We start from the raw sequence: 13719 nt of genomic DNA on the forward strand, positions 1-13719 counted from the left end.
TACTTACGCCACATTTTATGTGGCGTTTTTAGTTAGCAATAATTTTAAAATTGATAAGACCTGCATCAATTTCTGCTTGCGTTAAAAAACCATCTTTATACGTGTAAGTACTAGATTTACCTTTGTTGTTTATTTTTTCATAACAGTGAGGTCCAATTTTTTTTATTTGATGAAAGTTACCGTGTTCTTCTGCATAAACCCGGTTAATATTTACAGGCTCTTCAAACATTAAATTAACAGTGCTGTATTTAATTTTTTCAGAAATTTTTTGCTGTAACTCATCGTCTTCATAAAAATTATACCCTTCTTTGTTTTGATCGGTGTAGGTGTTTGTTTTCTCTTTTCCGTTAAAAAAAATTAGTACATAAGCGTGTGCTAACGCCTCATTTTTATACACCACCTTATAGTTATAATCTACTTCTATTTTGGTTATAATTCTTGTGTCAATTTCTGTTCTGTTACTGTAAATAACCTTGTCACCTAGTTGCTCTTTTTTTGCATATAAGTTTCCTATATTATTTCCCTTATGTATAATTTTAAACACCCTTTTCTCTTCTTGAGCATAAGAATGGATAGATTGAAAAACCAATAAAGCAAGAAAAAAGAATGATAATCTCATATATATAAAATTTGATAGCTGAAAAGATACCACAAAAAAATAAATAATAAATAGATTCATATCTGACATTTATCATATTATAAATTGTTCTTCTTTTTCAAATTTGCAAGACTAGAATTTTAAAGATGCAACAAACTTGTTTTCATTGTGGAAGTGATTGTGGTAAATCGCCTATTGTATTTGATGATAAAAATTTTTGCTGTCATGGCTGCCAAACTGTATATGAAATTTTTTCAACTAATAATTTATCCTGTTATTACGATCTTCAGTCGGCTCCAGGAGCAATTCCGCAAGAAATTGAAGGCAAATACGATTATCTCGATAATCTTGATATTATTGAAAAATTAGTTGAATTTAATGATGGAAGTATTCAAGTAGTAAATCTTTACATTCCGCATATGCATTGTAGTTCTTGTATATGGATTTTAGAGAATTTACACCAATTGCAACCAGAAATTAAAAGTTCACAAGTAAACTTTCCAAAGAAAACCGTTCGTATTACCTTTAAAACTGAAAACTTCAACTTAAAAGAAGTCGTTAAATTATTAAGTACCATTGGTTACGCACCTTACATTAGTTTAAATGATTACACAGAAGGAAAAAAACAAGTAGACCGTAGTTTAATTTACAAATTAGGAGTTGCTGGTTTTGCTTTTGGTAATGTAATGTTTTTATCTTTTCCTGAGTATTTTGAAGTTTCAGAATATTGGTTAGATCAATATAAATATCTTTTTAGAGGTTTAATGTTTGCTTTTTCTTTACCGGTAGTTTTTTATGCTGCACAAGAATATTTTGTCTCTGCCTATAAAGGTTTACGTTCTAACATACTAAATATAGATGTACCTATTGCCTTGGGTATTTTAGTACTTTTTATAAGAAGTACTGCAGAAGTGTTTACAGATAGCGGCACTGGTTTTTTTGATAGTCTTACAGGTTTAGTTTTCTTTTTATTGTTAGGTAAATTTTTTCAGCAAAAAACCTATTCATTTTTATCTTTTGAGAGAGATTATAAATCTTATTTTCCTATAGCAGTTACTAAAATTACAAAGAAAAATGAGTCTGTAATAGAAGAAAATATCCAGATTTATGAGGTAAAAAAAGGAGATAGACTCTTAATTAGAAATAATGAATTATTACCTGTAGATAGCATTTTAATTTCAGGAAAAGGACAAATAGATTATAGTTTTGTAACCGGAGAAAGTGAACCTGTAGATAAAGTTTCTGGAGATAAGTTATTTGCAGGAGGAAAGCAACTTTTTGGAGCCATAGAAGTAGAAGCTATAAAGTCAGTAGAACAAAGTTACCTTACGCAACTTTGGAGTAATGATGTTTTTGCAAAAGACAAAGAGCACGGTTTTATAGGTATTATCAACTCTATAAGTAAATATTTTACGTGGGCGGTATTAAGTATTGCTGTAATAGCAACAAGTTATTGGTTGGTAGTAGATAGTAGTTTGGCTATTAACGTGCTAACCTCGGTGCTTATTATTGCTTGCCCATGCGCATTAGCATTATCTACCCCATTTGCGTTGGGTAATATGCTACGTATTTTTGGTAGACAAAAATTTTACTTAAAAAATGCAAATATAATAGAGAAATTAGCAAGTGTAGATACCCTTATTTTTGATAAGACAGGTACTATTACTACCAATAAAAAAAGTACTATTGCTTATGAAGGTTTAAGCCTTTCTGAAGATGAAGAAGCTTTACTTAAAAATACATTGCGCTCATCTAACCACCCATTAAGCCGTGCTTTATACAATTTTTTAGCAGAGCAAGATATTCAAACTTTAGATGATTTTGAAGAGGTTACAGGGAAAGGAATGCACGCCAAAAAAGCAGACAACTCTATAGAGGTTGGTTCTGCTAAATTTGTAGGAAATGATACTGAAACAGACACACTAGCAACTACAGTTCATATAAAAACCAACGATATTTATAAAGGAAAATATATTTTTCACAACCAATATCGTGAAGGAGTAAAAGAATTATTTCAGCAATTAAAAAAAGATTTTCATTTAATTATTCTCTCGGGAGATAATCATGGAGAAAAGAAATTTTTGCAACAACTACTCCCACAGAGAACAGATATGTTGTTTCACCAAAAACCAGAAGACAAACTTAATTACATTAAAACTTTACAGAAGGAAGGACGAAATGTAATGATGGTGGGCGATGGTTTAAATGATGCCGGAGCTTTAGCGCAAAGCAACGTGGGTATTTCTATTGCAGAAAACGTAAATGTATTTTCTCCCGCTTGTGATGCTATTTTAGAAGCTAGTCAATTTCAAAAAATAGCAGCATTTATTAAAGCAGCAAAAAAAACTGTAAGCATTATTAAATGGAGTATTACCTTATCTTTTATCTACAATGTAATAGGTTTATATTTTGCAGTTACAGGGCAGTTATCTCCTATTATAGCAGCTATTTTAATGCCTTTGAGTTCTATTACTGTATTAATTTTTGTGACTGTTCTCACTAATTTAAAAGGGGAAAAACTGTTTAAAAATTCTAGAAATGAAGCAAGAGCATAACCCAATTCAAGAATTTCAAGAATGGTTTTTTGAGGTAGAAAAATCTCACCAAATCTCAGAGGTAAATGCTATGCTACTTACAACCATAGGAGAAGATGCTTGCCCAAAAAGCAGAATGGTTTTACTAAAGCGTTTTACTTGGGAAGGTTTTTTATTTTTCACTAATTATAAAAGTGAAAAGGGAAGAGCAATAGCTAAAAACCCCAAAGTTAGTTTGCAGTTTAATTGGCAAGCAGCCGGGAAAGAAATATTTATTCAAGGTACAGCAGAAAAACTACCAAGATCAATTTCAGAAAATTATTTTGAACAACGTCCTGCAGGTAGTAAAATAGGAGCCTGGGCTTCACCACAAGGAGAAAAATTAACTTCTCGAGCATCTTTAGAAAAAAGTCTTCATTATTTTGAAGAAAAATTTAAAGGAAAAACAATTCCTATGCCTAAAAATTGGGGTGGCTATTTAGTAAAACCTCAACACCTAGATTTTATACAATATTCTTCTGTAGGTATAATAAAAAGTATGCGTTACAATTTAAAGAAAGACTTTTCTTGGAGTAAAAAAGTATGGCATTACTTTGATTTATCTATCTAATTCTATTTAGAATCTGTCTTAATATGTGTTTTTATAGATAAAATGCATTTAAAGTGCTGTTTATTAGTAGTTTATTATTGGCAGGTCTCTTCTCTTTCATCTAGCCTAGCATCTAATCTTTAAAACTGACAAATGTCATTTTTTAAGAAAGCCTTCACATCTACTTTTGATATATAATTAGAAGACCTATGAGTGTCATTTACGTTTTATTAGCTATAAGTATCACTGTTGCCATCGTGTTTTTTGTGGCATTTATTCTCTCTGTAAAAAGTGGGCAATATGATGATATGTATACCCCATCTGTAAGAATGCTTTTTGAAGATGAGCTAGTAAAAAAATCTACCAACAAGAATAATCAAGAACAAGTAATAACTAAAGACAAACAATCATAAAAATGGAAATGGATCAGTTTTATTACGACAATAAGATCGTAAAAAAATTCTTGTACGCTACAATTTTTTGGGGAATTATAGGAATGTCCGTCGGGCTCCTACTAGCGTTTATGTTTTTGTTTCCCAACGTAACAGATGGGATATCTTGGCTAAGTTTTGGAAGGTTAAGACCTTTGCACACCAATGCCGTAATTTTTGCCTTTGTAGGTAACGCTATCTTTGCAGGAGTGTATTACTCTTTACAGCGTTTGTTGAAAACCAGAATGGCGAGCGATGCGTTAAGTAACTTTAATTTTTGGGGTTGGCAACTTATTATTGTAGCTGCAGCAATTACTCTTCCGTTAGGTTATACTTCTTCTAAAGAGTATGCAGAATTAGAGTGGCCAATAGATATAGCAATTGCTATTGTTTGGGTGGCATTTGGTGTTAATATGATTTGGACAATCTTTAAAAGAAGACAACGCCATTTATATGTAGCAATTTGGTTTTACTTAGCAACGTTCGTTACCGTAGCAGTACTTCATATTTTTAATAATATAGAATTACCGGTAAGTGCTTTAAAAAGTTATTCTGTATATGCGGGGGTGCAAGATGCATTGGTACAATGGTGGTACGGGCATAATGCGGTGGCATTCTTTTTAACAACTCCATTTTTAGGTTTAATGTATTATTTTGTACCTAAAGCTGCTAACCGTCCAGTTTATTCTTACAGACTTTCTATTGTTCACTTTTGGTCGTTAATATTTATTTATATCTGGGCAGGTCCACACCATTTATTGTATTCTGCATTACCAGAATGGGCACAAAATTTAGGAGTAGCTTTTTCAATTATGTTACTAGCTCCATCTTGGGGAGGTATGATTAATGGGTTATTAACCTTACGTGGTGCTTGGGATAAAGTAAGAACAGATCCTGTTCTTAAATTTATGGTAGTAGCAATTACAGGTTACGGGATGGCAACTTTTGAAGGTCCAATGCTTTCTCTAAAAAATATAAATGCTATTGCTCACTTTAGTGATTGGATTATAGCGCATGTTCACGTAGGAGCATTAGCTTGGAACGGTTTCTTAACCTTCGGAATGATTTATTGGTTAATACCACGATTAGTAAAAACTAATTTATGGTCTACCAAGTTAGCAAATGTTCACTTTTGGGTAGGTACTTTAGGTATTATCATGTACACTTTACCTATGTATGTAGCCGGATTTACACAAGCTTCTATGTGGAAGCAATTTAATCCTGACGGAAGTTTAGTATACGGTAACTTTTTAGAAACGGTACAAGAAATTATACCAATGTATTGGATGCGTGCTATTGGTGGTAGTTTATACATTGTTGGAGCAATAGTAATGCTTTATAATGTGGTAAGAACTATAAAAGCAGGAAGCGCAGTAACAGATGAGTTAGCACAAGCAGCTCCGTTAACAAAAGTTTCTAGCAAACGTGTAGCAGGAGAGGGTTACCATACTTGGTTAGAAAGAAAACCAGTAAAACTTACCATTTATGCAACGATAGCTATTTTAATTGGTGGCGCAGTACAAATTGTACCAACTTTAATGATAGAGTCTAACATCCCAACTATATCTAGTGTTAAACCATATACGCCATTAGAGTTAGAAGGTAGAGATTTATACATCCGTGAGAGTTGTGTTTCTTGTCACTCACAAATGATTAGACCTTTCCGTAGTGAAGTAGAGCGTTATGGAGAATATTCTAAAGCAGGAGAATATGTGTACGATCATCCATTTTTATGGGGAAGCAAACGTACCGGTCCAGATTTATTTAGAGTAGGAGGTAAGTACTCAGACAATTGGCACTTTAATCACTTCTACGATCCACAAACCACTTCTTCTGGTTCTATTATGCCAAGTTACAAATGGTTAATTAAAAATGAACACGACCGTTCACAAACAGAAGATAAAATGCGAGCTATGGTAACCTTGGGGGTTCCTTATACCGATGAAGAAATTGCTAACGCTCAAAAATGGATGGAAGAGCAAGCAGCGCAAATAGAGCAAAACTTGTACTCAGACCCTGACTTTGCAGAAAGCTATGAAGCCGATAAAAAATATGCAAAAGAAAACGGACTTGATTTTGTAGAAATGAAAGATAGAGAAGTAATTGCACTTATCGCTTACATACAACGATTAGGAACCGATATTAAAATTAAAGATGCTAACCAAGAAGTAAGTTCTAAATAAAAACCAGAAACCATGTTGAAATTTATAAAAGGACATATGGAAACCATAGATGGGGTAGAAGTATACCCACTAATTTCTTTACTCATATTCTTTCTCTTTTTTGTTGCCTTGTTTTGGTGGGTATTTACCTCAAAAAAAGAATACATACAAGAAGTAAGTAATATTCCATTAGAAACCGAAAAAGACGCTGCCTTATGAAGAATATAGTATCATACATTAGAGTATTCCTTTTCTTACTAATTGGGTACTTATTAATAGAATATACGGTAGAGGTAAAAGATGGTTCGGTGTTTACTACTTACCCATTAGCTTGGTTAGTTTTAGGGATTGCAGGGTTATTTGCAGTAGCGGTAGAACTTTGTGTAGGAGCGTTGCAAAGTGTACTTTATAAATCGCTAGATGAAGAGGCTAAACAACGTTATTTAGCGGCAGAGAAAGAAAGTGAAGCTAAACGTTATGTATGGTTTAAAAAAACTTACAAAAAACTGGTAGATACCAAACCAATAGAACAAGAGGGAGAAATTATACTAGATCACGATTACGATGGTATTAGAGAATTAGATAATAACTTACCACCTTGGTGGATATATGGATTCTATGCTTCTATTGTATTTGCTGCGGTTTATTTATTACGTTTTCATGTGTTTAATGACTATAATCAGATTCAAGAATATGAAGCAGAAGTTGTAGAAGCTAAAATTGCAATTGCAGAATATAAAAAAACAGCTAAAAATCTAGTAGATATTAACACGGTAGAGTTACTTACAGAACCAGGAGATTTAGCAGCAGGTAAAAATATTTTCCAAACCAATTGCGCGGCTTGCCATAAAGCTGATGGAGGTGGTGGTATTGGTCCTAACCTAACAGATAAATATTGGCTTTTAGGTGGCGGTATTAAAAATGTATTTAGAACCGTAACCGAAGGTGGTCGTTCTGGTAAAGGAATGGTTGCTTGGGAGCAAACTCTAAAACCTGTAGAAAGAGCACAAGTAGCAAGTTATGTGCTATCTCTACAAGGTACCACACCAGCAGAACCTAAAGAACCGCAAGGAGAACTTTGGGTAGAAGAGGGTGACGCTCCAGAAGCTGAAAATACAGAAAGAGCAGAAAACACAACTTCTGTAGATACTATTCAAGTTACAGATGAAATATAATTAAGTAACCTCAAGCGGAGTCGAAAGGTCTCAACTCCGCTTTTTTTAAATTTTTTTCAATCCTTGCTTTGGTAAGAAGCAATTTCAAATTTTAGTCATGCTAAACTTGATTAACTACGTTGAATCTATGATTTCAGCATCTCATCCTGATTGATTTTGCTAACAGCAAGAAAAATTTTTCAAAATAAATTTAAAACAATAACCTAATACCTAAAAAACGTGGAAGCTCCAGGCAACGAGAAATTTAGAGATTCTATAGGGACTGTTAATCAAGAAGGGAAACGTTCTTGGGTATATCCTAAGAAACCTGAAGGTAAATTTTACAAATACAGAACTTGGGTAAGTTACGGTTTGTTGCTGTTTCTTTTTGCCGCACCTTTTATAAAAATAAATGGCAATCAGTTTTTAATGTTTAATGTCTTAGAGCGTCGTTTTAATATATTCGGGTTTCCGTTTTGGCCACAAGATTTTCACCTGTTTGTAATTTCAATGATTATAGGGGTGGTATTTATTATTCTGTTTACTGTTGCTTTTGGTAGAATTTTCTGCGGATGGATTTGCCCACAAACTATTTTTTTAGAAATGGTTTTTCGCAGAATAGAATATTGGATTGATGGAGATAGAGGTAAACAAATACGTTTAGCAAAACAAGTCTGGAATGCCGAAAAAATTAGAAAAAGAGCTTTAAAATGGATTATATTTTTCATGATAAGTTTTCTTATTGCTAACATTTTTCTAGCTTATTTAATAGGAAGCGATGAGCTGTTAAGATATATTACAGAAGGCCCCAAAACTCACACAAGCACACTTATATCTCTTTTGATATTTACCGGGGTCTTCTATTTTATTTTTGCTTGGTTTAGAGAGCAGGTATGCATTATTGCTTGTCCTTACGGGCGTTTACAAGGAGCTTTATTAGATAAAAAATCTATAGTGGTTGCTTACGATTATAAGCGAGGAGAAAAAGAAGCAGGAAGAGCAAAATTCAGAAAAAATGAAGACAGAGAAACAACTGGTAAAGGAGACTGTATAGATTGTGCGCAATGTGTACAAGTATGCCCAACCAATATTGATATTAGAAATGGCACGCAGTTAGAGTGTGTAAACTGTACCGCTTGCATTGATGCCTGTGATGCCATGATGAAAAAAGTGAATTTACCAACAGGTTTAATACGTTATGCTAGCGAAGAAAATATTGCCGAAAAGAAAAAATTCACATTCAATCCACGTTTAAAAGCATATAGTGCAGTACTATTTATTTTGATGGGTGTTTTAGTAGGTATGCTTTTTTTACGTAATGATGTAGAAGCTACCGTGTTGAGGTTACCAGGACAACTGTATGAAAAGAAAGCAGATAATGTAATAAGAAATGTTTATACGTTTAAACTAGTAAATAAAACAGTAGAACCTATTGAAGATGTTCATTTTAAATTGATTTCGCATAGCGGAAAAATTGAATTGGTAACACACGAAAATTTTGAAGTTCCTAAGCAAGGTTTATCTGAAGGGACGTTATTTATAGATATTAATCAAGCTGCTTTAGAAAGTGACAAAGAACGATTGAAAATAGGTGTGTATAGTGGAGATAAATTAATAGAAACTACGGTAGCATCATTTTTAGGGCCACGTAGTTTTAGGTAGAATGCGTCATTTTATGCTGGATATGTAATTTCTTCTTGAATTTAAAAACAGAAATAGGAAAGAGGAAACCCTGAAATTGAAGGTTTAACCCAGTAAAATAAGTTTGGGTTGACAATAGACATATAATAATTATTTAAACATATAAATATGAAAAAAATAAATTGGGGAGTAGGTATTGTAATAGCTATAGCATGTTTTATGAGCTTTATAATTTTTTTAGGGGTAAAAATGAGTACCGATAAAAAATTTGATCACGATCTGGTAACCGAAGAGTATTATCAACAAGAATTAGCTTACCAAGGAGAGTTAGATGCACAACAAAATTCTGCAAGTTTAACTAAAAATATACAAGTAGAACTTTCTGCGGAAGGAATTCAAATTGTATTTCCTTCAGAAAAGAGAAACATAGAAGGAGAAGTTAATTTATACAGACCTTCTAACAAAAAGTTAGATATAGAAGTTCCAATTTCTTTAGAAAATCAACAAATGTTTATTCCTTCAGAAAAATTAGTAGAAGGGAAATACAAACTTTCTATTAATTGGAAATCTAACGGAACCACTTATTTGTACAAAAAAGATTTACAGATTAGAAATTAAATATTTTGTTTCATTGCAGACTTAATCTGACATGGATAAGAAGTGTCATTCCGGACTTGATCCGGAATCACATTCTAAAAAAAAATATTAGAGATGAGACCCTGAATCGAGTTCAGGCTGACGCAAAATCTAAGTGAATTTGTACCTCGAGTAAAGTCAAAAGTTTTTGAGCTTTTGTAGAGTTTCAAGATCTCGACTCCGCTCGATCTGACATGGATAAGGAGCGTCATTCTGTACTTGATCCGAAATCACATTCTAAACGAAAGATTTGGGTGATGAGACCCTGAATCGAGTTCAGGGTGACGATACTCGAAATAATTTATAAAAACGTTCAAAAGTTAATGAATTTGTCCCCTCGAGTAAAGTCGAAAGTTTTTGAGCTTTTGTAGAGTTTCAAGATCTCGACTCCGCTCGATCTGACATGGATAAGAAGCGTCATTCCGGACTTGATCCGGAATCACATTCTAAACGAAAGATTTGGGCGATGAGACCCTGAATCGAGTTCAGGGTGACGCAAAATCTAAGTGAATTTGTACCTCGAGTAAAGTCGAAAATTTTTGAGCTTTTGCAGAGTCTCAAGATCTCGACTCCGCTCGATCTGACATGGATAAGAAGCGTCATTCCAGACTTGATCCGGAATCACATAAGAGTAAGTAATTTAATAAGTTTTAACCATAAATAGAATTATGCTTTATTCAGCTTTTATATTAGGTTTACTGGGGAGTTTTCACTGCGTGGGAATGTGTGGGCCAATTGCATTTATGCTACCGCTGGATCGTAAAAGCAAGTTTAAAAAAATATTACAGTTAAGTCTTTACCATTTTGGTAGGTTAACTACATACAGCTTTATTGGTTTTTTATTTGGTCTTTTAGGTAAAGGCTTATTTCTGTTTGGTATTCAGCAGAAAATATCTATTGCAATAGGTGGGCTTATGATTTTGGTGGTAATTATTCCGCATGAAACTTTTAGCAAGTATAATTTTTCACGTCCTATTTATAAACTTATTTCTAAAGTGAAATCTGCTTTAGGTAAAGAGTTACAAAAGAAAACACCAGATACGTTTTTAACCATTGGCTTTTTAAATGGGTTTTTACCTTGTGGACTTTTATATATGGCCATTTTTGGATCTTTTGCTTACGAAAGTATAGCGATGAGTTCTTTATATATGATTGTTTTTGGTTTGGGAACTATCCCATTAATGACAATAATGGTATTGGCTGGTAACTTTTTAAGTACCGCATTTAGACAAAAAATACAAAAAGCCATTCCGGTTTTTGTGGTTATTGTAGGTTTATTATTTGTACTAAGAGGTTTAGGTTTAGGTATTCCGTATGTATCTCCCAAAGCAATTTATACTACAGAAAAAGTTTCTTCTCAAATAGACTGTCACGTTCCGCGCAAGGGATAGTAGTGGCATCCTTTTTTGCTTTTGAAGACTTCTCAACTCTGCTCGAAGTGACCAGCAAAAAAGATATAACGAATAGCCCGACCCTTGTGGTTGCGCCCAATAAATTTTAATGGAAACTTATTTTTTATAGAAGTATGCCAAATGTCATATTTTAAACTAGGTAGAGGTAATAGTTTTGTAAGAGAAATAGAAAATAAGAACACTTATGTTAACTTTTATATCAGAAGAAGAGGCGGTATCTAATGTACAATCTGGCAATCGAGTATTTTTTCAAGGTGCAGCAATGACGCCCAAAGTAATTATTAAAGCTTTATGTGAACGCTACCAAGAATTAAAAGATGTAGAGTTGGTGCAAATGCATACAGAAGGAGATGCTTTATATGCGCAAGAGCCTTACAACCAAAGTTTTCATGTAAATAGTTGTTTTGTGGGAGGTAATGTGCGTAGAACGGTAAACTCTGAACACGGAGATTATATTCCTATTTTTTTAAGCGAAATGCACTTATTGTTTAAACGTGGTATTTTACCTCTTGATGTTGCATTTATACAAGTTTCACCTCCCGACAAACACGGGTATTGCTCATTAGGAACCTCTATAGATGTAACTTTAACAGCAATACAATGTGCAAAAAAAGTAATTGCTCAAGTAAATCCGCAAGTGCCAAGAACACACGGAGATGGTATTATACATATGAATAAAATTGATGCGGCGGTAATGGTAAATGAGCCTATACATGAAGTATTTACCGTAGAACCCTCTGAGGTTGAAAAGCAAATTGGTTATCATGTGGCGCAATTAGTAGAAGATGGAGCAACTTTACAAATGGGAATAGGCGGAATACCTAACGTGGTTTTAAATAACTTACACAACCATAAAAACTTAGGAATACATACCGAAATGTTTTCTGATGGAGTGCTGCCTTTGATTGAAAAAGGAATTATTACCGGAGAAAATAAAATGGTGAAAAACGGAAAAATAGTAACTTGTTTTGCTATTGGCTCTCCTAAATTATATGATTTTTTAGATGACAACCCGTTAGTACATTTTAAAGAAGCAGCTTATACCAATGATACTTCTATTATTAGGCGAAACCCAAAAGTAACTGCAATTAATAGCGCTATTGAAATTGATTTAACCGGACAGGTTTGCGCAGATACTATTGGGAAAATGCAATACTCTGGAGTGGGAGGACAAATGGATTTTATACGTGGAGCCTCACTTTCTGAAGGAGGAAAAGCAATTATTGCAATGCCTTCTATAACTGCTAAAGGAATTTCTAAAATTGTACCTTGTTTAAAAGAAGGTGCAGGAGTAACTACTACTCGTGCGCACGTACATTATATTGCTACAGAAAATGGCGTGGTAAATTTATACGGAAAAAGTTTAAAGCAGCGTGCTAATGCTCTAATATCTATAGCGCATCCTAATCATCAAGAGAGTTTAGAGAAAGCGATGTACGAACGTTTTAAATAAAATGAATGTCACCTTGAGCGGAGTCGAAAGGTTTTTAACATCAATTTTTAGTATGAATTGAGTTCTCGACTCCGCTCGAACTGACCAAACAAAAAAAATCCCTAGCTAAAAAACTAGGGTTTTTTTATTGATCTATTTTTCGTCATTCTGGACTTGATCCGGAATCTCATCTGGATGAGTAGAAGAGTTTGATGTGATTCTGAAATAAATTCAGAATGACGAAAAGTTATATTTTAAAAACTTATTTTCTATTTCCTAAAATACGTAGTAAGAATAAGAAAAGATTGATAAAGTCTAAGTATAAAGTTAAGGCTCCAATAATAGAAAGTTTTTGACCAGTTTCTGAGTTTTCGTTTCCTTCTACCGCAATTCTTTTTAATTTTTGGGTATCCCAAGCAGTTAAACCTACAAAAATTAATACTCCTGCATAGGTAACAATCCAATATAGTATTTCATTCTGAAGAAAAATATTTACGATAGAGGCTATTACAATACCAATAAGTGCCATAAAACATAAATTACCTATTTTGGTTAAATCTTGTTTAGTAAAATAACCATAAGCACTCATTGCGGCAAAAGTTGCAGCAGTAACAAAAAATGTAGAGGCAATAGAACCAGATGTGTATGCTAAAAACACAAAAGATAACGTTAAACCGTTAAAAGCAGCATAGGCAATAAATAATGCAATAGCGGTACTTGCAGACATATTTTTAATGGCAGAGGTTAAATAAGCAACCAAAGCAAATTCTCCAATAATAAGTCCGAAGAAAATAATTTTATTTCCAAACACTGCATTTAAAAGAGAAGGGGTAGAGACGGTAATAATTGCTACCAAACCAGTAATTACTAATGCTAAAGTCATCCAGCTATAGACTTTGGTAATAAAGCCAGCTTGCGCTTTTTTAATTTCGTCTTGTGTTAATACAGGAGCTTCATAAGTAGAAGCCTCAGAAAAATTAGAATTCATGAAAATTGGTTTTTAAGTAAAAATATAAGTTTTATTTAAAAATGAATTAATTAAGTTGTAAATTATTTAAATTAATCCTTTGTGTAAGGTAAATCGTATCGAAATAGGGTTTAAAATAATGAAATTTAAACTATAGTATAAG

12 protein-coding genes are annotated in these 13719 nt (G+C 33.2%); 10 read left to right on the forward strand and 2 right to left on the reverse strand.

Annotation, left to right across the window (positions count from 1 at the left end):
- Nucleotides 1-28 precede the first annotated feature (28 nt).
- A complete protein-coding gene (locus BUC03_RS09885) occupies nucleotides 29-619 on the reverse strand; it encodes a DUF6134 family protein (protein ID WP_143159179.1) in 591 nt (196 codons plus the stop codon).
- 125 nt (nucleotides 620-744) lie between these two features.
- On the opposite strand from BUC03_RS09885, the gene BUC03_RS09890 reads away from it, so the two are divergent.
- The 10 genes from BUC03_RS09890 (at nucleotide 745) to BUC03_RS09935 (ending at nucleotide 12610) form a co-directional block, all read left to right on the forward strand.
- On the forward strand, nucleotides 745-3153 hold the full coding sequence (locus BUC03_RS09890) for a heavy metal translocating P-type ATPase (protein ID WP_073151164.1): 2409 nt from the start codon (nucleotides 745-747) through the stop codon (nucleotides 3151-3153).
- Nucleotides 3137-3742 carry a pyridoxamine 5'-phosphate oxidase gene (pdxH, locus tag BUC03_RS09895; protein ID WP_073151167.1) on the forward strand — a complete coding sequence of 202 codons (606 nt, stop codon included), beginning with the start codon at nucleotides 3137-3139 and terminating at the stop codon, nucleotides 3740-3742. Before BUC03_RS09890 ends, pdxH begins: the two co-directional genes overlap by 17 nt.
- Before the next feature lie 188 nt (nucleotides 3743-3930).
- On the forward strand, nucleotides 3931-4134 hold the full coding sequence (ccoS, locus tag BUC03_RS09900) for a cbb3-type cytochrome oxidase assembly protein CcoS (RefSeq protein ID WP_073151170.1): 204 nt from the start codon (nucleotides 3931-3933) through the stop codon (nucleotides 4132-4134).
- Between the two features lie 2 nt (nucleotides 4135-4136).
- A complete protein-coding gene (gene ccoN / locus BUC03_RS09905; RefSeq protein WP_073151173.1) occupies nucleotides 4137-6335 on the forward strand; it encodes a cytochrome-c oxidase, cbb3-type subunit I in 2199 nt (732 codons plus the stop codon).
- Nucleotides 6336-6347: 12 nt separating this feature from the next.
- Entirely contained in the window at nucleotides 6348-6533 is a 186-nt protein-coding gene (locus BUC03_RS09910; RefSeq protein ID WP_073151176.1) for a CcoQ/FixQ family Cbb3-type cytochrome c oxidase assembly chaperone, read from the forward strand.
- Entirely contained in the window at nucleotides 6530-7489 is a 960-nt protein-coding gene (locus BUC03_RS09915; RefSeq protein WP_073151178.1) for a cbb3-type cytochrome c oxidase N-terminal domain-containing protein, read from the forward strand. The genes BUC03_RS09910 and BUC03_RS09915 overlap by 4 nt, the downstream gene beginning before the upstream one ends.
- A 219-nt stretch (nucleotides 7490-7708) precedes the next feature.
- Entirely contained in the window at nucleotides 7709-9130 is a 1422-nt protein-coding gene (gene ccoG, locus BUC03_RS09920; protein ID WP_073151181.1) for a cytochrome c oxidase accessory protein CcoG, read from the forward strand.
- Nucleotides 9131-9277: 147 nt separating this feature from the next.
- Nucleotides 9278-9727, forward strand: coding sequence for a FixH family protein (locus BUC03_RS09925; protein ID WP_073151184.1), 450 nt, complete (start codon nucleotides 9278-9280; stop codon nucleotides 9725-9727).
- A gap of 686 nt (nucleotides 9728-10413) precedes the next feature.
- Complete coding sequence (locus tag BUC03_RS09930; RefSeq protein WP_073151187.1) at nucleotides 10414-11136, forward strand: sulfite exporter TauE/SafE family protein; 723 nt, start codon at nucleotides 10414-10416, stop codon at nucleotides 11134-11136.
- Nucleotides 11137-11341: 205 nt separating this feature from the next.
- Nucleotides 11342-12610 carry an acetyl-CoA hydrolase/transferase family protein gene (locus BUC03_RS09935; RefSeq protein ID WP_073151190.1) on the forward strand — a complete coding sequence of 423 codons (1269 nt, stop codon included), beginning with the start codon at nucleotides 11342-11344 and terminating at the stop codon, nucleotides 12608-12610.
- Nucleotides 12611-12851: 241 nt separating this feature from the next.
- Here BUC03_RS09935 and BUC03_RS09940 read toward each other — a convergent pair whose 3' ends face one another.
- Complete coding sequence (locus BUC03_RS09940; RefSeq protein ID WP_073151193.1) at nucleotides 12852-13577, reverse strand: Bax inhibitor-1/YccA family protein; 726 nt, start codon at nucleotides 13575-13577, stop codon at nucleotides 12852-12854.
- Nucleotides 13578-13719 lie beyond the last annotated feature (142 nt).

Source organism: Mesonia phycicola, assembly GCF_900141885.1.
Lineage (GTDB): Bacteria > Bacteroidota > Bacteroidia > Flavobacteriales > Flavobacteriaceae > Mesonia > Mesonia phycicola.